The 23,305-nt window shown below is 53.7% G+C and carries 24 protein-coding genes; all 24 read right to left on the bottom strand.

The window, feature by feature from the left end:
- Nucleotides 1-9: 9 nt before the first annotated feature.
- The gene (locus tag EV102420_RS00705) at nt 10-744 is read right to left on the bottom strand and encodes an ankyrin repeat domain-containing protein (RefSeq protein WP_042388579.1); all 735 of its coding nucleotides are present in this window, start codon (nt 742-744) and stop codon (nt 10-12) included.
- Nucleotides 745-779: 35 nt separating this feature from the next.
- A complete protein-coding gene (locus EV102420_RS00710) occupies nt 780-2,270 on the bottom strand; it encodes a Tle-like phospholipase domain-containing protein (RefSeq protein WP_042387755.1) in 1,491 nt (496 codons plus the stop codon).
- 39 nt (nt 2,271-2,309) lie between these two features.
- The gene (locus EV102420_RS00715) at nt 2,310-3,752 is read right to left on the bottom strand and encodes a serine/threonine protein kinase (protein ID WP_042387757.1); all 1,443 of its coding nucleotides are present in this window, start codon (nt 3,750-3,752) and stop codon (nt 2,310-2,312) included.
- A gap of 26 nt (nt 3,753-3,778) precedes the next feature.
- A complete protein-coding gene (gene tssH / locus EV102420_RS00720) occupies nt 3,779-6,394 on the bottom strand; it encodes a type VI secretion system ATPase TssH (RefSeq protein ID WP_042387759.1) in 2,616 nt (871 codons plus the stop codon).
- A 46-nt stretch (nt 6,395-6,440) separates the two neighbouring features.
- Complete coding sequence (tssG, locus tag EV102420_RS00725) at nt 6,441-7,484, bottom strand: type VI secretion system baseplate subunit TssG (protein ID WP_042387761.1); 1,044 nt, start codon at nt 7,482-7,484, stop codon at nt 6,441-6,443.
- The gene (gene tssF, locus EV102420_RS00730; protein WP_042387763.1) at nt 7,481-9,352 is read right to left on the bottom strand and encodes a type VI secretion system baseplate subunit TssF; all 1,872 of its coding nucleotides are present in this window, start codon (nt 9,350-9,352) and stop codon (nt 7,481-7,483) included. The genes tssG and tssF overlap by 4 nt, the downstream gene beginning before the upstream one ends.
- A 2-nt stretch (nt 9,353-9,354) precedes the next feature.
- Nucleotides 9,355-9,912: a type VI secretion system baseplate subunit TssE gene (gene tssE / locus EV102420_RS00735; RefSeq protein WP_042387766.1), complete on the bottom strand. Its 558-nt coding sequence runs from the start codon at nt 9,910-9,912 to the stop codon at nt 9,355-9,357.
- The gene (locus tag EV102420_RS00740; protein ID WP_042387767.1) at nt 9,905-10,717 is read right to left on the bottom strand and encodes a type VI secretion system accessory protein TagJ; all 813 of its coding nucleotides are present in this window, start codon (nt 10,715-10,717) and stop codon (nt 9,905-9,907) included. Before EV102420_RS00740 ends, tssE begins: the two co-directional genes overlap by 8 nt.
- Before the next feature lie 9 nt (nt 10,718-10,726).
- A complete protein-coding gene (locus EV102420_RS00745) occupies nt 10,727-11,710 on the bottom strand; it encodes a hypothetical protein (protein WP_042387770.1) in 984 nt (327 codons plus the stop codon).
- A gap of 20 nt (nt 11,711-11,730) precedes the next feature.
- On the bottom strand, nt 11,731-12,525 hold the full coding sequence (locus tag EV102420_RS00750; protein ID WP_042387772.1) for a PP2C family protein-serine/threonine phosphatase: 795 nt from the start codon (nt 12,523-12,525) through the stop codon (nt 11,731-11,733).
- Nucleotides 12,522-14,462 (bottom strand): type VI secretion system-associated FHA domain protein TagH, encoded by a 1,941-nt coding sequence (gene tagH / locus EV102420_RS00755; protein ID WP_042387774.1) that lies wholly within the window; start codon nt 14,460-14,462, stop codon nt 12,522-12,524. The genes EV102420_RS00750 and tagH overlap by 4 nt, the downstream gene beginning before the upstream one ends.
- A gap of 173 nt (nt 14,463-14,635) precedes the next feature.
- Nucleotides 14,636-15,043: a hypothetical protein gene (locus EV102420_RS00760; protein ID WP_042387776.1), complete on the bottom strand. Its 408-nt coding sequence runs from the start codon at nt 15,041-15,043 to the stop codon at nt 14,636-14,638.
- 86 nt (nt 15,044-15,129) lie between these two features.
- Nucleotides 15,130-15,531 (bottom strand): hypothetical protein, encoded by a 402-nt coding sequence (locus EV102420_RS00765; RefSeq protein WP_042387778.1) that lies wholly within the window; start codon nt 15,529-15,531, stop codon nt 15,130-15,132.
- A 1-nt stretch (nt 15,532) separates the two neighbouring features.
- Nucleotides 15,533-16,546, bottom strand: a complete 1,014-nt coding sequence (locus tag EV102420_RS00770; RefSeq protein WP_042387780.1) for a hypothetical protein — start codon at nt 16,544-16,546, stop codon at nt 15,533-15,535.
- A 263-nt stretch (nt 16,547-16,809) separates the two neighbouring features.
- Complete coding sequence (locus EV102420_RS00775) at nt 16,810-17,181, bottom strand: T6SS amidase immunity protein Tai4 family protein (protein WP_370678331.1); 372 nt, start codon at nt 17,179-17,181, stop codon at nt 16,810-16,812.
- A 103-nt stretch (nt 17,182-17,284) separates the two neighbouring features.
- On the bottom strand, nt 17,285-17,689 hold the full coding sequence (locus EV102420_RS00780) for a lysozyme inhibitor LprI family protein (protein ID WP_042387782.1): 405 nt from the start codon (nt 17,687-17,689) through the stop codon (nt 17,285-17,287).
- Nucleotides 17,679-18,083 carry a hypothetical protein gene (locus EV102420_RS20975; RefSeq protein ID WP_072015162.1) on the bottom strand — a complete coding sequence of 135 codons (405 nt, stop codon included), beginning with the start codon at nt 18,081-18,083 and terminating at the stop codon, nt 17,679-17,681. The genes EV102420_RS00780 and EV102420_RS20975 overlap by 11 nt, the downstream gene beginning before the upstream one ends.
- Before the next feature lie 70 nt (nt 18,084-18,153).
- Nucleotides 18,154-18,960: a lysozyme inhibitor LprI family protein gene (locus EV102420_RS00785; protein ID WP_042387784.1), complete on the bottom strand. Its 807-nt coding sequence runs from the start codon at nt 18,958-18,960 to the stop codon at nt 18,154-18,156.
- Between the two features lie 33 nt (nt 18,961-18,993).
- The gene (locus EV102420_RS00790) at nt 18,994-19,359 is read right to left on the bottom strand and encodes a T6SS amidase immunity protein Tai4 family protein (protein ID WP_370678333.1); all 366 of its coding nucleotides are present in this window, start codon (nt 19,357-19,359) and stop codon (nt 18,994-18,996) included.
- Nucleotides 19,360-19,407: 48 nt separating this feature from the next.
- Nucleotides 19,408-19,890: an Hcp family type VI secretion system effector gene (locus EV102420_RS00795; RefSeq protein WP_042387788.1), complete on the bottom strand. Its 483-nt coding sequence runs from the start codon at nt 19,888-19,890 to the stop codon at nt 19,408-19,410.
- Between the two features lie 401 nt (nt 19,891-20,291).
- Complete coding sequence (locus EV102420_RS00800) at nt 20,292-20,720, bottom strand: T6SS amidase immunity protein Tai4 family protein (protein WP_042387790.1); 429 nt, start codon at nt 20,718-20,720, stop codon at nt 20,292-20,294.
- 109 nt (nt 20,721-20,829) lie between these two features.
- Complete coding sequence (locus EV102420_RS00805) at nt 20,830-21,324, bottom strand: T6SS effector amidase Tae4 family protein (RefSeq protein WP_042387791.1); 495 nt, start codon at nt 21,322-21,324, stop codon at nt 20,830-20,832.
- Nucleotides 21,321-21,734 carry a Rap1a/Tai family immunity protein gene (locus tag EV102420_RS00810; protein WP_042387794.1) on the bottom strand — a complete coding sequence of 138 codons (414 nt, stop codon included), beginning with the start codon at nt 21,732-21,734 and terminating at the stop codon, nt 21,321-21,323. The genes EV102420_RS00805 and EV102420_RS00810 overlap by 4 nt, the downstream gene beginning before the upstream one ends.
- Before the next feature lie 68 nt (nt 21,735-21,802).
- Nucleotides 21,803-23,302: a type VI secretion system contractile sheath large subunit gene (gene tssC, locus EV102420_RS00815; RefSeq protein ID WP_042387796.1), complete on the bottom strand. Its 1,500-nt coding sequence runs from the start codon at nt 23,300-23,302 to the stop codon at nt 21,803-21,805.
- Between the last annotated feature and the right edge of the window lie 3 nt (nt 23,303-23,305).

The raw sequence follows: 23,305 nt of genomic DNA on the forward strand, positions 1-23,305 counted from the left end.
ATAACATAGTTACTCAGCTGGTCGAACGGGAGGCGAAGGTGGCCACTCACCGCCTTTTTGAATCAGCTTCTCTTTTATCTTCGTCAGGATCTGGTATTCATCACTGCCAGGCTTCGCCCGGTTCAAAAAGCGTTGTAGTTGATTACCCATCGTCCAGCCATTACTGTCCCGGCTATTCGTATTAGCCCCACGTTCTAATAGTAATAAGACATGCTCGTATGAGTGAAAATCCAATGCATCAATCAGCAATGTATTTCCTAACGTATCCGGAATATTGATATCAACGCCTCGATCTAGCATTGCTTTTAGCGTCTCGGTATTTTTAGCTTCAAGCGTGTCAAATATAATAGGTTTATTGAACGTTTTGCTTTTCGCGTCAGGAGATAAACCACCGTCAAGCATTGCATTTATCCAGTCCGCACTGTCACCCTGCAGTACAAATTCAGCCGGGCTACTTTTCCCTTGAGGACGTGGCTGAAGCGGATCTGCCCCCGCTTTTACCAATTCGGTAATGATTTTTAACTGGGACGGCGTTTTATTATCATATGTCGCATTCATAACCGCCCAGAACAGAAGTGTCATCTCCTTTTGCCCCGGTTTGTTAAGATCGGTTTCTGGCGCGAGTTTTTTTACCTCGTCGACTTCGCCGCTCTCAATTGCCTTTGCCAGCACGAGCTGCTGACCGTTAAAGTAATCCTGTGATTTTAAATCCATATTCTGCTTACACCCTTGCATCATAAACATAAAGAGCAGCGCGAGGCTGAATGAAAAAAACGTTTTCACACACGGCTCCTAATTATCGAAATATCTTCGTCTTTTTGCTGCTCAATGCAGTGAATTGCCTGATCGATACCGTGCCGGTCAAGTGCTCCACCCGCGCCACCGGACAAATCGTGTGGAATACCGGCTGCATTTGGGCTTAGAGCTGATATCTCTTCTTTAAGGAGAAGACCTCCGGGGCCAAAGTCCTTGATGATACCTGCGTCCTCCGAAAGATTAACTTCCTGAATTTTTGTCAGGAGTTCCCCATTTACTCGGTAGGCTTGGATATTTTCTGGGTTACCTAATAGAGTTCCACCGTATTTTTCAACAGTGCCACTGTTTAACCCGGCGGCGTTAAACGTCCATCCGGGTTTACCACTGGCAATTGACGTTGCCGAAGCCAGTCCACCACCAAGCGAGTGTCCAGCAATGTCAATATTTTGTCCAGACTTTGCCAATCTATCTCCTAATTGTACGGCTTTTTTATAATATTCAGAATTCAACCCAACACCTTGAGCACCGTTGTTCGCCCAGTCAGCACCGTTTTCAATTAATTTTCCCCCTTCCTCATCGGTGAACCAAGAGCGTAACCAAGTCACTATCTCCTTTCCAGATGCCAATCCTGGTGCCCTTGATCCCCTAAATACCAGCGTAGGGTTCATATCATTACCAAAAACATTGGGATCCGGCTGATAAAGGCGCGATAGAAAGTCTGGAGATTTATTTTTGTCAAAAAGCATATCTTTTTCCAGGCCAAACTTTTTCAGCACTGCATCATCATTGCTGATATCCGTCCAGCCTTCTGGCACCCCCGGCGTCGCTTTCAGCGGGTCGACGGTTTTATAGACGTTCTCTGCAAGCTTCGCTTTTTCTACGGCAATATTGTTTGCTGCCAGCCGCTTGGCAGCAATTTGCGCATCTGGATAGGGGCTGGCAATGCCTTGGCCGATAAGCTCTTTTCGCGCCTGCCAGCGCTGGGCCTTGGTCATCTCCTGAAGCTGTGCGGCATAGGTCTGATTGTCTTTTCCAGGTGTTGCCTGCTGTCCCACCTGAGGTGCTTTGGATTTTACCACCTGCTGGACAGGGATCACGGTAGCCGGGGGTCTTCCATACGTCCGCACCATGGTTTCGTAGCGTTCGATGACGGTGCTTACCGAGTACGACCAGCTCAACCCCTCCTTCCCCGATGGGGCGAGCGTAAGCTCGCCCTCACCGTTGATGTAAAACATCTCCGTCGCCGCTGACCAACCCCGAGTGCTATCATCAATCGCTACCAGCCTGCCGAAATCCAGATCCCGCACGATAATCTTTCGCGTATTGCGCCCGGGCTGGTTCGGGTTGGCTCCGCTAATCGACTGAAGCAGATCGTAGCGCGTAAACAGCGAGCGTAACGAGTTTTCCGGTACCGACATAATCCACTGTCCGGCTACCGAAGGCCGCATAATTTTATCGAACATTGCGGGCCGCACTTTTTCACTATAAAGATAGATAAATTTAATTTTGTACATAGGCTTTGTCCTGTCACCCTTCCCTGACTTCCGCCGCGTTTACGGGTTCACCAGCCACGTGCCGGGCTTGGCAATGTTCAGCGTCTGCGTGCGCGTTTTACCGCTCCCCTGCAGTTCAAAAGTGAACTCCCCTGCCGGGAGGGTAAGAGAGGCGTAGCCGTTGGTCGCCGGGCGCAGCGCCTTTGACTCGCCGTTGATCTGCAAGGTTTCCCCCTCCAGCATGCGAATGTAAACCAGCACAATTGGCTCGGCTTCAACCGCTGCCGGTGGCGGGCTTTCCACCGCCGGAGGGGTTTGAGTTTGCGCAGCGGCCGGAGCCTCATTTGCCGTAACGGCCGTTGGAGCCTCGGTCGGTGCTGGCGGGGCGGTGACGGCGGTATCGACGCTGGCGGTTTCGGGCGTCTCATCGTCGCTGCCGCTGAACAGCAGCGCGCCCGCCACGATACCGACGATAATTCCCGCGGCACCAATGGCCGGAACCTTGTAGCGCCGCCAGTCCAGGGCGGAGGTCGGCTCCGGCGTCTCCTCGACCGGGACCAGCATGGTGCCCGGCTTTTTGGCGCTCAGCACGTCGTCAATGCCCGCGACGGGCATGTCGATAAGGGCGGCAAATTCGTCAATCGACTGGGGGCGATCGTCCATACGCAGCATCAGCGCACGGTCCACGGCCTGGAGCAGAGAGAGCGAATAGCCCGCCGGCTGCAGCTCGGCCAGCGGTTTATAGGTATCCTGAATCGAGCGCACCACGCTCACCGGCGGCGGCGAACCAGCGATCAGGGTATGGATCACGGCACCCAGCGCGTAGATATCGGTCCACGGCCCCTGTTCGCTCTCGTTGTCATCGGTGTACTGCTCAATTGGCGCAAAGCCCGGGCGCAGCATTGTCTCCGTCTCGTCGGAGAGGTTGCCGATGGTGCGACGCGCCGAGCCGAAGTCGAGCAGTACCGGCAGGCCGTTATCCTGGATCTGAATATTATCCAGGGAGATATCGCGATGCAGGTAGCCTTCATCGTGAATGGTCTTGATTGCGCCAAACAGCATCGGCAGCATGCGGCGGATCCACGCCTCGTTGACCATCTCTGGTTTCTGCTCGCGCAGACGAGAGAGCGTGGTCCCGCTGTAGAACAGCGTCCCCATGTAGGCAGTATCGTTCTGGACCCAGAAGCGCAGAACGTGCAGCAGGTTAGGATGGTTAAAGCGCGCCAGCAGGCGCGCCTCCTGGATAAAGCTGTTCAGCCCGGCAGAAAACGCCTTACCGAAGCGCTCGCTGCGCAGCACCAGGGTCATGTCATCGCCACGCACGGCAAGCGAGGCGGGCATGAACTCTTTGATGGCGATAGTGCGCTCAAGCTGGTGGTCCCAGGCACGATAAACGATGCCGAATCCACCGCCGCCAATCACCTCTTTTATCTCAAACTCATTGAAACGGTACCCGACCGGCAGCGCGTTTGGGACAGTCCGATTGTTATCATTATCCATCATGTTTAACAGTTCTCTTGATGATTGCGTTACACGGCAAACTGACAGTGAAACTCGCCCTGCTCACAGGTGACACGCAGACGTTGATACTGCTCATCACTGCGGCTGGCGGTGAGTAAAATCTGGCTCATCTGCGGCAGCAGCGTATTGGTAAGAATGGCGTCAACCATACGCCCGCCCGACTCGACCTCGGTACAGCGCTGAACAATCTGCTCAACCACGCTGTCGTCAAATTCTGAATGAATGCCGTGGTTCTCCTCCAGACGGCGCTGGATGCGTTTAAGCTGGAGGCGAACGATCTGGCCCAGCATATCGTCGCTGAGCGGGTAGTAAGGCACCACCAGCAGGCGACCCAGCAGCGCAGGCGGGAAGACCTGTAGCAGCGGCTGACGCAGCGCGCCGCCCAGCGCCTCCGGCTCCGGCATCAGCTCCGGATCGGCACACATGGCGCTAATCAGATCCGTGCCGACATTGGAGGTGAGGATGATAATGGTGTTGCGGAAGTCAATCAGGCGTCCTTCACCATCCTCCATCCAGCCCTTATCAAAGACCTGGAAGAAGATCTCATGCACATCCGGATGCGCTTTTTCAATTTCGTCCAGCAGCACCACGCTGTACGGGCGACGGCGAACCGCCTCGGTTAACACGCCACCCTCGCCATAGCCCACGTAGCCCGGAGGCGCGCCCTTAAGGGTGGAGACGGTATGCGCCTCCTGGAACTCGCTCATGTTAATGGTGATGACGTTCTGCTCGCCGCCGTAGAGCGACTCAGCCAGCGCCAACGCGGTTTCGGTTTTACCGACGCCGGAGGGGCCGCACAGCATAAAGACGCCGATGGGTTTGTTGGGATCGTCAAGCTTCGCACGCGAGGTCTGTACCCGGCGAGCGATCAGCTCCAGGCCGTGACGCTGGCCAATCACCCGTTGATTGAGCGTATCGGCCAGGCTCAGCACCGCGTCGATCTCGTTTTTCACCATCCGCCCCAGCGGGATGCCGGTCCAGTCAGAGACCACTGCGGCCACCACGTTCTCATCCACGGCGGCGAACAGCAGTGGCGCATCGCCCTGCAAGGTCTTCAGCGCCTGCTGCTGATCAGCGAGCTGGCTACGCAGTTCGGTCGTCTCCTCATCCTCGGCGGCAAACAGCGCCGCGCGCAGGCGGATGATCTCCCTGACCAGGCCACGCTCCTCTTCCCAGCGCTGGTTTAACGCCTCGCGCTGGGTCTCTTGCTGGTCGCGCTCCGCCTGAAGGGTCGCAACCCGGTCGCTTTCACCGACCCCGACCCGCGCTTCACGTCCGGCAATCTCGATCTCGACGTCGAGGGCAGCAATGCGGCGCAGGCAGGCTTCAAGCTGCGCCGGCGGTGCGCTCTGGCTGACCGCGACGCGGGCGCAGGCGGTATCAAGCAAGGCGACCGCTTTATCAGGCAGCTGGCGCGCGGGAATGTAGCGATGGGAGAGCTTCACCGCCGCGCTGACGGCTTCATCCAGCAGCAGCACCTGATGATGCTTCTCCAGCGGCGAGACGGTGCTGCGCAGCATCAGTACGGCTTTCGCCTCGTCCGGCTCATGCACCTGCACCGTCTGGAAACGGCGGGTCAGGGCCGGATCCTTCTCAATATACTTTTTGTATTCTGCCCAGGTGGTTGCGCCGATAGTACGCAGCTGACCACGCGCCAGGGCCGGTTTTAACAGGTTGGCGGCGTCGCCGGTGCCCTGCTGGCCGCCAGCGCCAATCAGGGTATGAATTTCATCAATGAACAGGATCACCGGCGTCACGCTGGACTGAACCTCATTGATCAGCGCCTGGAGCCGGGCCTCAAACTCCCCTTTCATACCCGCGCCCGCCTGCAACATGCCGATATCCAGCAGCCACAGCTGAATATTTTGCAGCGGCTCCGGCACGTCGCCCTCGGCGATACGCAGCGCTAACCCCTCCACGACCGCCGTTTTACCGACCCCCGCTTCCCCAGTCAGCAGCGGATTATTCTGCCGACGGCGCATCAGAATATCCACCATCTGGCGGATCTCCTCATCGCGTCCTACAACCGGATCGATTTTTCCCTCTCTGGCGCGGGCCGTCAGATCCTGACCGTACTGCGCCAGGGTGCCCTGCGCAGCGGGAACCGCGCCGGTGGGTGCCTCTGCGGCAGCGGCGGCCTGCTGCGTCTCTTTGCTCTGGGCGCAGATGGCGTCGAACTGCTCCAGCAGCACCTCAACGTTGATACGGCCAAACTGGGCGGAGATGCTTTTCAGCACGTTCGCCAGGTTCCAGGTTTTAAGCAGGCCGATGAGCAGGTGCCCGCCTCGAATACGGCTTACGCCAAACGTCAGCGAACCGTATACCCAGGCGCGCTCAACGGCGCTATCGATATGCTCAGAGAGATCGGAGACCGAGCTGGCCCCACGCGGCAGCGCATCCAGCGCGGCGACGATATCGCGGGTGAGCTGCGGCTCATCGAGAGAGAAGTGGCGGATCACCTGCTGTAGATCGCCATCCTGCTGCTGCATAAGCTGATGCAGCCAGTGCACCAGCTCAACATACGGGTTTCCGCGCAGCTTGCAGAAGGCGGTAGCGCTTTCCAGCGAGGTAAATAACAGCGTATCGAGTTTGCCGAAAAGCACGGCACGGCTGATTTCTGACATGTTCGGTTCCATTGATAACATTGATGTGTGACGTCAGAGACGAAAATCAGAGCTCTGCGCTAAAAACCAGGTCGCCGCGGGGTATCGGCAGAGGCTGTTGTCCAAGCCAGGTGTTATACCCCAGCCGACCTCCTCCCCCGAGCGCCACGCCGCGTACCGCATCGGCTCGTAATAAAATTTGCGTATCCCACTGATACTCCAGGCCAAGATACTGGCGCACCCAGTCGCGCAGCTCCGTTACCCAGTCTTCGCCAGGCAGAAAGCGGTCATACTCCTCTGCGCTCAGCGGGCCTATTTCGATACGAAACTTATGCTGCACGTCCCGGACGGCCACGCCAAGAAACGCCGACTGGCCTAGCCGGGGCAGGCGTCGCCCCGCACCGAGCTGCGCCTGCTCACGGGTGGAGAGCGGCATCCACTGCGGCACGTTCATCGCCAGCTTTACCGGCACCTTAAAGTAGTTGCGCAGGATCTTCTCCAGCCCTTCCGGATCGCGGCTGTGGCGCGTCAAGTGCCCGGCATGGGTAAAGCGCGCGTGTGGACTGAGGCTGCCTTTTGCCATCTGGCCCGGCTGCCCCATGCCGATAAGCGACGCCAGGTAGCGGTCAAAACGCTTATTGTCAGGACGATCGAGCGACACGGCGGGCTGCGCATCGGCCCACGCGCGGTAGAAGAGCAGCGTTAGACGATGATGAAAGAGATCGGCGAACGCGGCCAGGCTATCGTCCTGATGGTGATGGATACGCTCCCGGGCGTACTCCGTCATATGCACCGGCAGCGGGCCGTTGGGGCCAAACATGCCGAAGCTCAGGATAGAGACCTCATGCAATCCGCTCTGCGCACGCTGGCGAACCTGTGCCACCGTGGAGGGGGCAAAGCTCATGGAGGGCTGCTGGCCGATACGGAGCGGCTCAAATTTGGGCAGCGGCGCGCGGCCCAGCGGGTAACGCTCGCCCCCCTGGGCGTCAACGCGTCTCAGCAGCTGGAACAGATCGTAGCGCCAGGGCGCGTCCATCACCCCGCGCCAGAACCTCTCCGGCAACGGCGTCAGGCGATGAACCTGCCGTAGCGTAGTCACGGTTTCACTCATATCAGCGCCCTTTTGCCCATTCTCGGTGCCCAGTAGCCAATCTCGCCCCGCTGCTGGCTCTTAAGCGTGAACTCGGTAAAGCTGTTGATGGAGACCAGCCGGGCGAAAAGGCGCTCCAGCACGCTGCCAAACAGCCACGGGCTGGAGCCGGAGAAGGCCTGCTCGTCCACCGTCAGGGTAATGCCGATGCCGCGGGCGAAAACGATAGGCCCTGGCTCCGGCACGCGGCGATGCACCGGCTCCAGCACGCAGTGGCGAACGCCCTCGATCTGGCGAGCAATGGGCGCTTCGGCCAGGCCCGCATACAGCCCGAGAAGCTGGCGCAGCGCGGCGGCGCCATCTTCGTTTTCGCTGTCCATCAGGCTCAGGTAGTTCATTTGCAGCTGGCTGATGAGCCGCCAGGTGCTGAAGCCCTCTGCCAGCGCCGGACGCGGCGGCGTGGGGCCTTTACGCAGGCTCAGCTTTTTCACCGGCATCGAATCGGACAGGATAAACTGGCCGAGCTCCTGCTGGAGCATCAGCGGCAGATCGCGGCTGGTACAGAGCACCTCGGCGGTGATATAGCGCAGGCTCTCCTGCCACGGCGCATGCTGCTCATCTACCAGCGAGACAAACACTTCCGAGCCGGTGTAGCCAGTACGAGTGCCGTAGCGCAGCGCATGTTCGGACAGCACGCGCTGCTCGCGGCGCAGGGAGAAGTAGGCTCCGTAGTTGCCTGCATCCTGGCTCCAGGTGCTCCAGAACGGACGAAACGTCTGATCGTCACGCTGGCCGTCGGCGCTACCGTAAATCTTGTTTACCGCATAGATTTCATAATCCAGCGGACGGATATTATCGACCACCAGATGACATTCGTGCTGGTTATCACTCAACTTCTGGCGGGAAGCCACCTTCGGGAAGAGGTTGATCACCGGCGTGCAGTGCATCGCCAGATGGCTGCCGTCCACGACCCGCTCCAGCTGCTCGTCGGTTTTATCCAGCAGGATGAAAATATCAAACGCATGCTCTGCTTCGCAGCGGCTAATCAGCTTGCCCAGCCCGCTCAGGCTGATAAAGCGGAAGCGCGCCGGGAAAGCAAAGTACTCCTGAAGCAGCCGGTAGCCGTCAAAGTTGCGCAGATCCTCTGGCAGCAGCGCATGGTCGGCGTCAAAGCCTTCCTGCCGCAGGGCGTTTTCCGGCAGCTGCTGACGCTGCGGGTGTAGGCCTACGGTCTGGCAGACAACGCCAACGTGGTGCTCCATAACCAGCTCCAGCAGCTTCAGCGCTTCGATGTCGGGGCCGCTCAGGAAGAAATCCAGCCGATCAAAGTTGAGATGACCCAGGTGCTGCGGGCCGTCGCAGGCGATGCGGATCCGCAGGGCGCTGGTGATCCCCCGCTGGCTGAGGCCAAGCTGGGCAAGAGGCAGATCCGCAGGCACGCCGCCCAGCTCAACGCTGTCGATTTTCAGCGGCAGCAGGTTGACATCATGCGCCGTGGTATAGCTACAGGTGACCCCACTCTTTTTCAGCGCCAGGCTGTCCATCATGGTGCCGCGAGGCACGATAAATCCGTTGCTCAAATCGCCCCGCCCGCTGTCGGGCTGTAGCTCGGCGATGGCCATGGACGGCGTAGGAGCCAGATAGTTGGGGGCCAGCATCTCCAGCAGGCGCTGGGAGAAACGCGGAAACTCGGCATCCATTTTGAGCTGTACGCGGGAGGTCAAAAAAGCAAAGCCTTCCATCAGGCGCTCGGTATACGGATCTGCTACCTCAATACCCTGCATCCCCAGCCGCCCGGCCACCTTGGGGTAGCGCTGGGCAAACTCTGCGCCCATCTCCCGCAGATAGGCCAGCTCGCGGTTGTAGTACTCAAGCAGTTTACTTTCCATAGTTACCCCGCATCTTTAAGTTCGAAATGACCGTTTTCCAGATCGACATCCGTGCGAAACAGAAACTCCAACGGGTACGGTACGCACCACATGCGTCCTTTGATCTCTATCGACAGCACGTTGTGCAGATCGAGTGACGCCGTGTCGGATATGCAACGCACCTGGAGCCCTTGCGCCATAATGCGCGGCTCAAAGTTAACGATCGCCTCGGTTAACTTGCGCTGGATATCGTGCCATTCGATATCCGACATCCGTTTACCCGCCAGCGGCGCAACGCCGAAATTCACCACCGAGCGGCGCACTTCCGGCAAGGCGCTGAGATCGTGGGACGAATCTTGGTTGATGGTATTAAACAGCCACTGCAGGTCGCGCAGCACCTGCTGGCGCAAAGCCGAGTGGGTAATAAAATTGCTGTTTGCTGGCTCCCGCTGCTTTCCGGGATCGTTGTCCGTCAGGCGATCCAGCAGCGAGGGCTGCATCTTGTCGCGCGCGCCCACTCTCTCCTGCTTGCTGCGGGCTTGCCAGCCGCTGCGCAGCAGATCGCCTTCGGGCTTATTCATGCTCGCTGCCTGCCGTAAAGGTAATCAGGCTGAGTGACAGCAGCGGGCTTTCACTCTGGTCGCTAAGCCACGCCTTCTGACCCAGCCCCTGATACAGCACGCCGTCGTTATCAAGCGGCAGCCATTCAGTCGCCCGACCCAGCTTGACGTCGTCAGCCGCATCGGACTCAAACGGATAGCGCGCTGGAAGCTGGCAGACCTGCTCGGTGCCATCGGTCAGGCGAACCAGCGCGTGACGCCACACCAGGTCGGTGACGCTGGCCGGAGCCTGAAAACGGATCTCTTCGATGGCGCTAAAGGGCAGCCAGAAATAGCGGCCGTTGAGGATAGTTTCACAGACCGGCCCCAGGCGCGCGTCGCCATCCATCAGCCATGCAAAGGCCTGGGTCTCTTCGTTATCAAACGTAAGCAGGCCAGCGCTGGCCTCTGCCTGCTCCAGCGCCTCAAGGCGTAGCGTCCGGGCGCGCTCCCCGGTTTCAGCCAGCGCCGAGGCGAGCGTAGCCAGCCAGGGCCACTGCGTATCCGGCATTGACGGACGCGCCAGGCCTGCCATAACTTGGGCACGCTGCAGTTCCCCCTGCATGGCCTGCTCAAGCAGCGTCACGGTAGGCTTCGCCTGTGGCTTCATTGCCAGCCAGCTTTTCAGCTGGGTTATCGCCCGCGTCCAGTTACCGCTCAGGGCCAAAAACTGAACAAACGCGGCGCGCAGATCGGCATCCGCCGGACGGGATTTGATCTCGGTTTCCAGGCGCAGCAGGGCGTCATTAATCGACTCATTACCCAGATGTTGATAAAGCGTATTCATAGCGGCTCCTTAGTTCGCGGCGCGCCAGGCACCGACCGCAGGATCACGCAGCTGCGGGCGCAGCGCATCGACCAGGACAATTTTGAGCGTGGCATTAGGGGCCAACCACGGGGTCCAGAGCTGCTTCACGGCCTGCAAACGCGTCTGCAGTTGCGCATCGTCGCTGGCCAGCTCCTGAGAGACCTGCACCACCACCGTACCCTCGCTCTTCCAGCTGTTAAGGGCACTGTCGTAAGGCAGGATCATCCAGCTCTGCTCGCTACCTTTGGTGCTGAAAACCATGCGCTCTTTATTCACGGAAGTGATGAGTACATCGTCCGCATTAACGCTGTCGCTCAGGCCAGTGACCGGGAAGCCGTGAACATAGGTCACCGGAGTCTCCTGCTGCCCGCTGCTGCTGGCCTGCGTCATTACAGCATGACCGCTCAGCCAGCTGCCTTTTTCACAGCTCGCCGTGCCGGATGCCGGAATAAACAGCGCCGGTGCGGCCGCACCGCCCTGCCAGAAGGTACGCAGATGACAGCCGTTTTGCAGCGTAAACTCCTGCCACGGCGTGCGATCCGCCGCGACCGAGAGCGTTTCCGGATTAACGGCAGGCGGGACCAGCGCATCGTTAGTGGCTGCGGTTACCTGCGGCTGCGTCTGCGCGACTGTGACCGCCCACTCCTTGTTTTTATTCGCCGTACCCTGAGCCAGCGTGGCACCCGCAGGATCGTTCAGCGTCCACGACAGCTGCTGCAGCTTGCCGCACTGGTTTTCCAGCAGCGCGCCCAGCCGAGGCATAAAGCTGTCGAGTATTGAGACCTCTTTATTGCCGTTCGCCACGATGCGTAACGCGACGTCTTGCTTACACCAGCTCTGCGGCGTTTTGTCCTTGATATCGTCTATCCAGATATCCAGCTTTTGTGAAGGCGACTGCACGATGCGATAGTTTTCAGCCTGTGCGGTGCCCGCGACAGCCAGAAGCGCCAAACCCGATAGCCAAAGTTTCATATAAGTCCTTGTGTGCCTAATCAATCCCGGAGGGGGAAAAACTGAGCTGCATCAGAGAGCGTATGCAGCAAGGTGGTGTCCTGAGGGCTGCCCATCCATACCGCCACGGCGGTGTAGTTATCCTGAGCGCTTCCCTCGCTTTCGCTGTTTTTTTGAATGAGCTGCTGCATTAAGGTCAGCCACTCCTGGGGCGTGTTGACCATATGCAGCGACTGCTTCATCTGCTCTTCGCTAACGCCGTGCCAGAAGCCGTCGGTGCACAGCAGAAAGACATCGCCATCCTCGACCGGAACGACGTCGCTGTAGCTCGCCTCCGGGCCGCCGTTCTCTATGCCCAGCGCCAGATAGAGCAGGTTGCTGTTGATGTTATCCGTCTGGTGCCCGGCATCTTTCATCTGCTGGATCAGGCTGTGGTCGGTGGTTACGTGAGAGAGCCAGCCGCGACGAAACAGGTAGAGGCGGCTGTCGCCCGCGTGCGCCCAGTAGGCCAGCTTGTAGTCACGATCGATAAACAGGCTGACCAGCGTGGTGCCCATCCGGCGGTAGTCCTGCACCGCCTGCTGTTCGCTGAGAATGGCGCGGTTCGCCTGCTGAATATAGTCGGGAATTTCTTGTGCGTTCAGGTGCTTATCGCCGTCGAAGCGCGAGATGATACTGTTGCGGGCAAGCTCAGCCGCGACGTCGCCGCCCGGCAGGCCTGCGATACCGTCACACACCACGAAGCAGGCCGCGCGTTCCCCGATGTTTTCTCCCGTCTGATCCTGGTTACTGGCGCGCGTTCCCTGGCGGGAGAGAGAGGCCGTTGCGATATTCATTCTTCTTCCGATCCGCTTTGTGAGTCTTTGTACTGATTCACCTCCATGTCATAGGCATGCAGGAAGGCTTCGCCAAACAGGGTATGGAAGTCATCTTCAATCTCGCCTGCCGTCTGGCCGTAGGTGCGAACGAAGTAGTCCCACAGTGCGGCTTTACGGCTGCCCGGCAGGGACAGACGCGACGTCACGCCATCCAGCTTCGCCTGCTCTTCGAGCTGCTCCGGGTTAAAGGATTGCAGCATAGCGGCGATAATGGCGCGGATGCCGGAGATCATGCCCAGCTGGTGCGCCTGAAGATCGATCAGCGCATCGCGCACTGATTTCTTCGGCGGCATAAAGCCCGGCATGCGGGTACCAAACATCTGCATCAGCACCGTTTTCCCGGAAGGGAGCAGCTTGAACGGGTTGTTGGCGTCGTCCAGCACCATGGTCATGTCCGCTTTCACGCCGCGCTTGAGGATCGATCGCGACGAGAGCAGCGCCACCGTTCCCTGAGAGAACATACTCAGCATCTGCCCGAGCTGGCGCATATTTTCCCGGTCGAACTGCGGCGTCGGCTGCATATCGCCAAGGCCCATCCCTTCCAGCAGGGCTTCCAGTAATTCGCCCTGCAGTACGTCGCCCCGAGCAGGCTGGTGCTGGGACGAGGACGCAGAGGCGGCGTTTTGCACCGGATCGATACGCAGGCGGCCTTTTGGCGTCTGCATTTGCGTGCGCGCAACCGCCTGCGGCGTAGGCATGGTAAAGCCCGCGTAGTCCTGGCGATCTGGCTCTTCGGCTGGCATGTCAGGTTCAGCATGCGGCGCTTCCGGCAGCGGCTCGGCGGCAAACAGCGGCGAATTGGCCAGTGGATCGGCATCGTCAGGCGTCTGGGCCAGCGGCGCTACGGTTTCAGGCTTTGACGTCAATTCAGGTTCAGGCTTCTGCTCAGGTGCAGCGGTCAGCGGCGCACCGCCCATCAGGCCAAGGGGATCGTTATCTTCAGCAGGCGCATCGCTCTTAGCCAGTGGATCGTCTTTGGGCGACAGACTGTTTTTAGCCGACAGTTCGTCTTTCGAAGAGAGATCGTCAGGATGGGTGAGCGGCGCGCCGCCCATCAGCCCAAGCGGATCGTCATTACGCGCGGCAGGTGCGCTGGCAGAGCCGCCGAACAGCGCCAACGGATCGAGTTCATCCTTCGGCTCCTCTTTTGGCAGCGAAGGCTCGCTCTCTTTAGGCGGCACCAGCGTGCTGGGCGTAGCGTCATTGAAAATGCTGTCGCTTTTAAACAGCGCCTCGTCGCTGAACAGCGAGTCGGTATTAACGTTTTTACGCTCCAGCTGGGGATCGCTGTTCTGGAACATCGCCAGCGGATCCTCGGCGTTGCGTTCCGGCTCCTTGGGCTGCGAGAACGGATCGTGAGATTCAGCAGGCTGCGGTCTGGCGCGGCTGCTTGAGATGCTGTCGGAGATAGAGAACTCCTGCATCAGGCTGTCCCAAATCTCAGTAGGCACCGCCGTAGGTGCGGCGTCCGTTTGCGCAGAGTCGCTGGCCGGCTTCGATGCGGGCGCTGGCGCGGCGGCAGGTTTCGGCGGCGGCGGCGTAACCACTGCTGCCGGACGACTTACCGGCGCAGCCTGCTGTTGCAGGCTGGTGACCTCGATGCGGTAATCATCAATACCCAGGATGTCGCCATCCTGCAGCTCGACCTGGCGTCCGCGCTCCAGGGGAATATCATTCAGCGCCACACGGGTCACGCTGCCCCGGTTGGTGATGTGGCACTCGCCCTGGGCATCCACATGGACAATAGCCTGCAGGCGAGAAATCGTGCGGTCGTTATCCGGCAGCACCAGATTGTTATCCGTTCCGCGACCAATGGTGCCACCGGGCGCATAAAATTCGAAGCTACTCAGGGGTGGCTGATGGCCAGGTTTTGTCGAAATAATCGTGAATCGCATAGCGTATTCCTGCTGGTATGGTTAGCACTCAAACGCAGCCGCTCTTAAGGAAGAATGGCTGCGTTTGGGAGCGAATAAGTTGATTAAGAAAAAGCTTAACGGTGAAAATAAATACGTCTTGAAAATAAGTTGCAAATTGTTTTAAGGGCTAAGATTTAACTGCATGATTAATGTTATTTATAGAGCAAAAATATAGCAAAACAAACAGACAACCAAAAAGTAAACATATAAGCTTGGATTATGTATAGCCGATGGCATTTGATTATCCAATTGATCCTTGAATCAGGTAAGGACTGTACAAACGCATATGCTTCTGGCTGGACGTAACGCTCGCGGGTAAATTTCATTTTCACCCCTTTATATAAACGCACAAACCAAATTATTTTTTGATAATTAGCTATTGAGCCAAAAAAAACAGCATAAGTTGTCATTATATCAATATCAAAACCATGTCCAAGGTACTCATCCAGCAACCTTCTATACTCCTCCTCATTCTTTTTAAACTGATACCTGTTAAAAATATCAATTATCACAGCAACTACAAATAATGAAACCCCTAAAAAAAGCAGTATGTTTTCCAATTCTTTGCGCCCTGATATAAATTAAATAGCGTAGATCATTTATGCAGTTAAGCAGTCACCCACACATTATGATAAAGATTTACCTCTTATCTATATTTTATAATTATGCCCGACACAAAAAATACCAGACCCAGCCCCATTATACAGGCTAATAATTTATAAAAATCTTTCACCCAAGCCCAGTCGAAATTTTCTATCAAAACTTGCTTAGCCTCTGGCGTAACCCAACGGTTCTTTTCAAGCTGAAAGGCTTTTCCTTTCATGATTATTTTTATCAGCGAAACGCGAAACCCAAAACCGTACATCCCCATCTGTTCATAAAAATAATAATCTTCTAATTTTATTAGTGATTTTTGCTGAAGAAGTCTAAATGCTTCTTTCAGTTGAGTGTTATATTTTTTGTAGAATCTATTATAAAAATAAGCCGTAATGGCTGTGCCAATTAAAGCGCCATAAGCTAGAGACACTAAAATGATGTCTATTGTCAATTTAGTCACCACTAAAAATGAGGTGATTTGCTTTTTTGCCTAATGATTCGCCCAACTTGGAGCCAAACCAAGTTGTAGCTCCAGTTAATAACGTACTGACTACAACACCACAAACTATTGAACCAACTCCTAGAGTTGGTACACCAACTGCAACACAAGCTGTTGTGGCACCGCTTATAGCGGCACTAGCACCAACATATGAACCTGCAACCCCACCAACAAAATTACTGTACTTTCTAACCGCCACTTTCGCACATTCACTCTCGCGCCCAGTGGTACAGGCATGATACACATCGTTAGTGGTATTCATAAACGAGAGGCCTAACGCCACCCATCCGCCCGCCTTCATAAAGCTCGCTGCTTTTGCTGACCGGATAATGTAGCTGGCATACCCGGGGATGGTGCCCACTCCAACCGTACTCCACTCATGAATAATTGAGCGTGTGGACAAGCCAAGTGCTCTTTTGATGCTGTCATAGCGGTCTATGTTTAACGACAGACGGCCAATGCCTTTTAGCAGCGGCTTAAGCTGGACAAACAGCGCGTTTCGCTCTGTATAGAACTGCTGGCCAATCAGCGTGCCCTGCGTACGGAACTGGTTCTGGTAGGTCTGCTCTATCTTCACCAGAATCGACTCAATCTGGCGAAAATATCTTTCTCCCGCTTCTCCTGCCGTTCCGACAACTTTTTCGCCCAGGGAGGTTAACGCCGCAATGTGCTGATAGTGCTTATTCAGAAATGCCGCTACATTGTCATCTGTTGTTGCCAGGGCTGCGTTCACTTTTTGCTTCGCCATAATTATATGATTAAGCTGATACACCTGATTCTGATTCGCCGGGTCGGCGACGATCAGGATCTGTCCGGGCTTGACCCAGCGCATATCCCTGTTGAGATGCATAAAGTAACGGGCCGCTTCGCTGTTTGGATTGTTAAACAGTAAACGCGCCTGCAAATCCAGGGTGCCCGCCTGCTGCACTACGCAATACCCGGGCGCTACAGTAGATTGTGTTCTCATCTTTAATCCCTGTTAAATCGCTTTAACAGCAACCTCTGCCTGCTGTTTTAAAGCGACATGAGAAGACGACTTCTCATTTTTACTAAAAATGATTTTGAAATGAGCTCAGCCTGTTAAAGGAACACCTGGTAACCTGACGTAGCATTGCTAACAATTTCAAAATACGGTTTGTAAAAATGATTCTACTGCGAACCGGTTAATCTCTGTAATGTATTTGTGCGATCCATCGTTATTACGGCTTGTACTATTTAAACTTACAATAGCTATTTAGTGCCTTTATCGTAGATCTTGTTAATGGCTTCGCTATTAGCGATAAGCGTACATTTCAGCACTTGATACTCACCCGGAAGTGAACCACCGATCTTTTCTTGAAGCTGATTATCAATGGTTTTGTCTGCCTCTTCGAACAATTCAGTGGACACGTTACTGGCTTCAAGCCACGCAGCTGCGCTGACCATAGCGTCATTCTTTAAAGACTCACTGTCAGCTATTTTACTAATGCAACGGTTTTGCACCCAATTACTAAAAATCTCCTGCTGAGAAAAGCTGTTTACTTTTGGCAACGTTTGCGCGCAAACAAAAAAGGAAATCATTAATGGAAAGAAAACCAACAAAGTCACTAGTTTTTTAATCACAACATAACATGCTCATTCTCGCATTAAAAAATAGTACAAATATACTACATCACATTGAGGGCAACTTCTTAAGCTACACCTTATAATAAGCCGCCCTATTCATTTATTGTTCGTAAGGCATTTCCTTTAGGGTTTTAATGCGATCCAGATCCATCTGAGTAACACATTCATTCGTAAAGTCGAGACGTAAATTTGTACCTTTTGTTGCTGGGTGTGCTTTGAGAACACACTGATAATCACGAAATTTTAGCCAAGAGCGCTGCGCTTCAAGAAAGGTACTAAGATACGATTTCTTAACCTCGGGCTCATTGCGAAACAATTGGTCAATACGTTTTTTTGTATTGGCGTATTCCTTATTTAAGGTAGACTCAGCTTCAGCTTTATTTGCAGTTGAGCAATTCAAAACTTCAGCATCATTAGCGCCTTGTGAGCAATCTTGTATCGCATATGCATTTACTGAATATGTAGTACCTAGTATTAAAGCTGGAACAAAAAATCTAAAAATCATTTTTGACAATCCTGTACTGACCCAATACATATTCTTGTAATTCAAAACGGGCAGCATAACGCACCGCGTCATTTCCATCCGTAACCCTAAGAGTTACATCGTACTCACCAGCCTGCCAGTTGATACCGTTCCATTGATGGCAATCATGGACATCTAACCTAACAACAGGCGAATAGGTAGCAGGTTCAGAAATCGTTCTCCAATCTGCCCCCTCTCGTTTCATAACCGTTGGTGCATGGCTGCTTAAAGAGTTATCGGGACCTGAGCCACGGATAATACTGAAGCATGGCTCGTTTTCTTTTAGCGTCACCAATAACGGTTCATACTGAGCAGGGTGAGAGATGCAGCCGCTATTGATAAAAACAACTACCGAAGCGACAGTGAACATTCTCATAACCAAACCCGCTACCTTCAACGTTTAAAAGTATTTGCGACAAAGATTGCTATCTATCAGGTACAATCTATTACATAAACTGCTGTGTAATGGTATCAACTCTATCTTTCATTGCTTTCTCAATGCAATCTGTATCAGCCTTACATTGGTTACGTTTTTTTAGCCAGTTCATTTGAGTTGCTTTTATCTTGTTTAAGGTAGCTTTGTCATCGGGCATAATTTTTTGTTGTTGCATCACCAATATCTTGTAAGCTTGATTAACGCTATTATCCCAAGAGGCTAGCTCATTATCGGCGCATATTGTTCTTTCAGTCTGGTTCAGAGTGCCTTCGCATTGAAATGAGGGCTGAATCTTTTCATTCGTACCGATGCGCTGCATTATGAGATAGCTATTATCGTACCAGTTAGTTATTAACAAGTTAGATTCTAGTAATGCCGCCCAGTTACTGATGGTTTCACCTTGCGGGCCAAACTTACCTGCCCCGCAGTCGATGAGTACTGGCGTAACATCTTTTTCTGACAGACCAAAATCCTTTGCTTTGGGATCGTGTGGTTCAGCGTAACGTTTTCCGGAACTTTGTTGAATCAGTTTATCTAGTGAAAGTGTTCTTTGTTCCGCGTAATGAGCATTAGAACAGGTTACCGTGGAATCAATATTTGAGTGAATTCCACCATTATCAAAATTGACCTTTCTTCCTACATAATGAGGATCGTTTTCTGTCGTGGCAGCGGTAGTGGTTGCCAGAGTGTCTAAACGTACAGATATGACCCGCCACTGCCCGCTTATTTCATTAACACCTGAGACTAGATCATTAGCGTACAGGATTGCTGGTGTAGCAATAAAAAAGCCATATAAAAAAGATTTAATAAAGCTCATTTTTACAATTCGCTTAAGTATTTACTTAGACGCTCAGTTATCTTGCTTACCTTTATACTTTTTAATAAGGGCAGCCAACTCTTTGCTATGATAAAAATCTATACACTTCGCCATTGTCATGGGTACGCCCGCCTGGCTTCCATATTTCTTATCAAGGAAGGTTTTGCCCAGCTTTTCTACGGCGGTATACGCTTCCAGCGAGTAGTCACCAAACTCAACATATCCCCTGGCCGCAGCAGAAGCATCTTCTCTCACTTCATCAGCCTGATACCCCTGAGCAAGACAGGTGCTCAAAGCATAGTTTTTCAAATACTCTTCTGGGCTGTACTCCATGCGACCAATCGCTTGCGAAGATAGCAAAAAACAACCCAAGGCAAGCAAACTGCATTTATCTTTCATCATCATGCCCCAGGAAAGATAAAGTGAGCCCTTGCGGGCTCACTGCTATTACGCTTCTTTGTTTTCTTTGATGTTCCAGCCAGCGCTGCTTTCAGCACCTTTACCACCAGCAGCAGTCTGCTCCCAGTACTGCTGTTTCACTTTCGCAGCCTGGAATGCATAGGTCACACCAACAGTGTCACCGTTGTCTGCACCGGTGTACTGAACGGACGTTACCAGCACGTCTTCCAGCGTGATACGACCGTATTCCACCTGCTGACCGCCTGCTTTACAAACAGACAGTTCAACTTTGGTCAGGTGTTTACCGCTGGCGCAGTGCTTCAGGATAGCAGTCGTTGATTTGTCGATCAGCGCGTTAACGTGCAGGTCGTTAAAGTTAACTTTACCGGCACCGCCGCCACCGCCAACGCTCATATTACCCGGTTGGGACGCACCCCAGGAGAAAGAGTTAATGTCAGTCCAACCAGTGTGATTCGAGTCTTTCGATTCACCTGTAACACCTTCAACCTTCAGGAACATATCAATAGCCATAGTATCTACTCTTCGTGATTGAAAATTATTGCTTTCAAAAAAGCACTTATATGGCAAACAGGAAAGCATGGGGCTGAATAAAACCGTCCATATTTTACCTCTGCCTCTAGCCTGAACGCTGTTAACGCGTTCAGATCATCCAGAGCGGTTGCAATAGCCACCACTCTAAATCTGGTCAGACGCGCTTATTACGCGAATGAGTAATAATTTGCTCGTGCGGCACTTACATCCGCAGCTTTGTTTTTCCGCCAAAGAATATACTGCAATCAATGCAAAGGATAACACTACCAAAATTAGTGCCCTCATCACTTGCGTTATAGTGCTACGGCTGCGAAAAAATCAGTGAATCACCCAACATTAACTAACAACACTTATAAGTAACAGGAGTTAGTATTAATCCCTCAACTCGGTGGATTATCTTCAATCCAGGTACGTTCCGGATCGCCGCTAATCAACTGCGGGATCAGTCTATCAAGCTCATCGCTATGGTAAAGACGTAGACAATTTAAGGTCATGCCCTGTACCTTTGGCATTCTTTCGGAATGAAACGAATTTGCGCTATTTTTATACTTATTAATAATAGCGTTAATTTTATCATTGCCGTTTTCAACGTCGAAAGGCATCCACTCAACTAATGCATTACCGCTGCGTGCGGCGTCCAGTGAAAACTGACTCTTATCATCTGCAACTTGTGCAAGGCAGCGGGTTAGCACCATATCTTTAAGGACTTGCTTGTATGGCATCTTTTTTACAAACCATACTGGATCATCACCTGCATTTGCTGTTGCTGAAATGACAAACAATACAAACCCTAAAAGTCTATTATTCATAGCAACGCTTACCTCCCTGGCGGGGATCTGACTGATACTGTTACTTTGATATAACGCTATTCGAAGCAAAATAGCCCAGTATTCACCCTAAGCGAAAACCCTTACAAGCTTACTTCAGCTCCCAAAACCAGATCTCTTTACAGTCTGTATAGCAATCTGAGTTACATTGCATCATGTTATCGCCAACTGGCTCCAGCAGATCTATATGGCCACCGTTGTAATTGGTAATCTTATTGAAGAACACCACGCCTTTGCGATTTCTTAATTTCTCTGCTGCCTGACGGATATCACTGTAGATCTCAGCTTTACCAAACACGCTTGTTTTATAAAGCTGATCTGCGAGTAACTTCGCCCCCGGCTCAATCTTCTTGCCTTTATAAGGGCCTGCCTTAACCGATAACCGACCTTCAAAGTTGACATTACATTTCAACAAAGCAAGGCTCATACGTACAGCACAGGTATTTTGATAACCAGCGTTAGATTTAATGAGTGCACTCGCATCATAACCAATTTCCGAAAAAAGTTGGTCTCGTGACACGTATCCAGGACGTACCTCATTAGCCGAATAATGGTTTTTCTTTAATTGCTCATAGAGTGGTTTCATTTTGGTTTGGTCTCTCCGCAGGGAAGGTCTTTTGCCAATGCCTCAGTGATAAGAACAGATGCTCGCTCTTTTTTTCGCTCGGGGGACAATTTATTCATATAATCGAATAATCCCTCACGTAGTGATCCCGGTAAAGCCAGCTTATAGCTGCACCATGCAGTACCTTCCGTGGCATCCATTACGCCCAGCAAATACATATTCGCTTTAATGCGCTCTCGCTCATCGGTTTTCGAAAGCCAGGCATTGAGAAAGCGCTCACCGCTTAGATTGACATCATTTCGTGAGAGTAAAGCCGTATCGCGCAAAAGGTTGGATGTGTCATCCGCTGGTTGTGATTCCGATGCAGACCATGCTGTTCCACTGAGGCTAAGCAGAACTAATGGCGCAGCGAGAACGCATTTTAGCGACATATCATATTCCTCCTGAATAATTGAAGCGGCTTGCCATGCCGGATCGCACGATCCGGCATGGCTATCATTTAAGAATCGTTGCTCTTCAGCGACGGCAGCTTCGACACCAGACGCAGAGAAACGGTCAGGCCTTCCAGCTGGTAGTGCGGACGCAGGAAGAACTTCGCGGCGTAGTAACCTGGGTTGTCTTCGATCTCCTGCACCTGCACTTCTGCTGCGGCCAGCGGTTTGCGGGATTTGGTCTCCTGCGAAGAGTTAGCCGGGTCGCCGTCGACGTAGTTCATCACCCAGTCATTCAGCCAGCGCTCCATCTCTTCGCGCTCGCGGAAGGAACCAATCTTGTCGCGCACGATGCACTTCAGGTAGTGCGCGAAGCGGCAGCAGGCAAACAGATACGGCAGGCGTGCCGCCAGACGGGCGTTGGCAGTCGCGTCCGGATCGTGATACTCCGCTGGCTTCTGCAACGACTGCGCACCAATAAAGGCGGCAAAGTCGGAGTTCTTGCGGTGGATCAGCGGCATAAAGCCGTTCTTCGCCAGCTCGGCTTCACGACGGTCGCTAATGGCGATCTCAGTCGGACACTTCATGTCCACGCCGCCGTCATCGCTCGGGAAGGTATGGCACGGCAGGTTCTCTACTGCCCCACCCGACTCCACGCCACGGATAGAGGTGCACCAGCCGAACTCTTTGAAGGAGCGGTTAATGTTGGCGGCCATCGCATAGGCGGCGTTTGCCCATGAATAGCTGTCATGGTTCGCGCCGTCGGTCTCTTCTTCAAAATCGAAGCTATCTACCGGGTTAGAACGAATGCCGTAAGGCAGGCGCGACAAGAAGCGCGGCATCACCATGCCCAGATAGCGTGCATCTTCGGATTCGCGCAGTGAACGCCAGGCGGCGTATTCGGTGTTCTGGAAAATCTTGGTCAGGTCGCGTGGGTTCGCCAGCTCCTGCCAGGACTCCATCTGCATGACGCTTGGCGCAGTACCGGTGATGAACGGACAGTGTGCCGCAGCACCAATGCGCGCCATCTCGCTCAGCAGCTCCACATCCTGCGGGCTGTGGTCAAAGTAGTAGTCGCCCACGATGCAGCCAAACGGCTCGCCACCGAACTGACCATACTCCTGCTCGTAGACTTTTTTGAAGATAGGGCTCTGATCCCAGCCCACCCCTTTGTAACGCTTGAGGGTACGGCCCAGCTCCTGCTTGGAGATGCTCATAAAGCGAATCTTCAGCATCTCATCGGTTTCGGAGTTGTTTACCAGGTAGCTCAGACCACGCCACGCGCTCTCCAGTTTCTGGAACTCGTCGTGGTGGATGATCTGGTTCACCTGGCGGGAGAGCTGCTCGTCGATACCGGCGATCAGGTTCTGGATGGTACGGTAGGTATCGTTAGAAAAAGTAACCGTGTTCTCCAGCGCCTGCTGCGCCAGGGTTTTTACCGCGCTCTCTACGGCTGAACGTGCCTGGTCAGTCTTCGGGCGGAACTCTTTGTTCAACAGCGCGCTGAACTCATCCTGGCTAAACGCCTGCCCCGCCTGCTGCTCATGTTGTTGAGAAGGATTGCTCATCGA

Origin of the sequence: Pseudescherichia vulneris NBRC 102420, from assembly GCF_000759795.1 — a bacterium.
GTDB lineage: Bacteria > Pseudomonadota > Gammaproteobacteria > Enterobacterales > Enterobacteriaceae > Pseudescherichia > Pseudescherichia vulneris.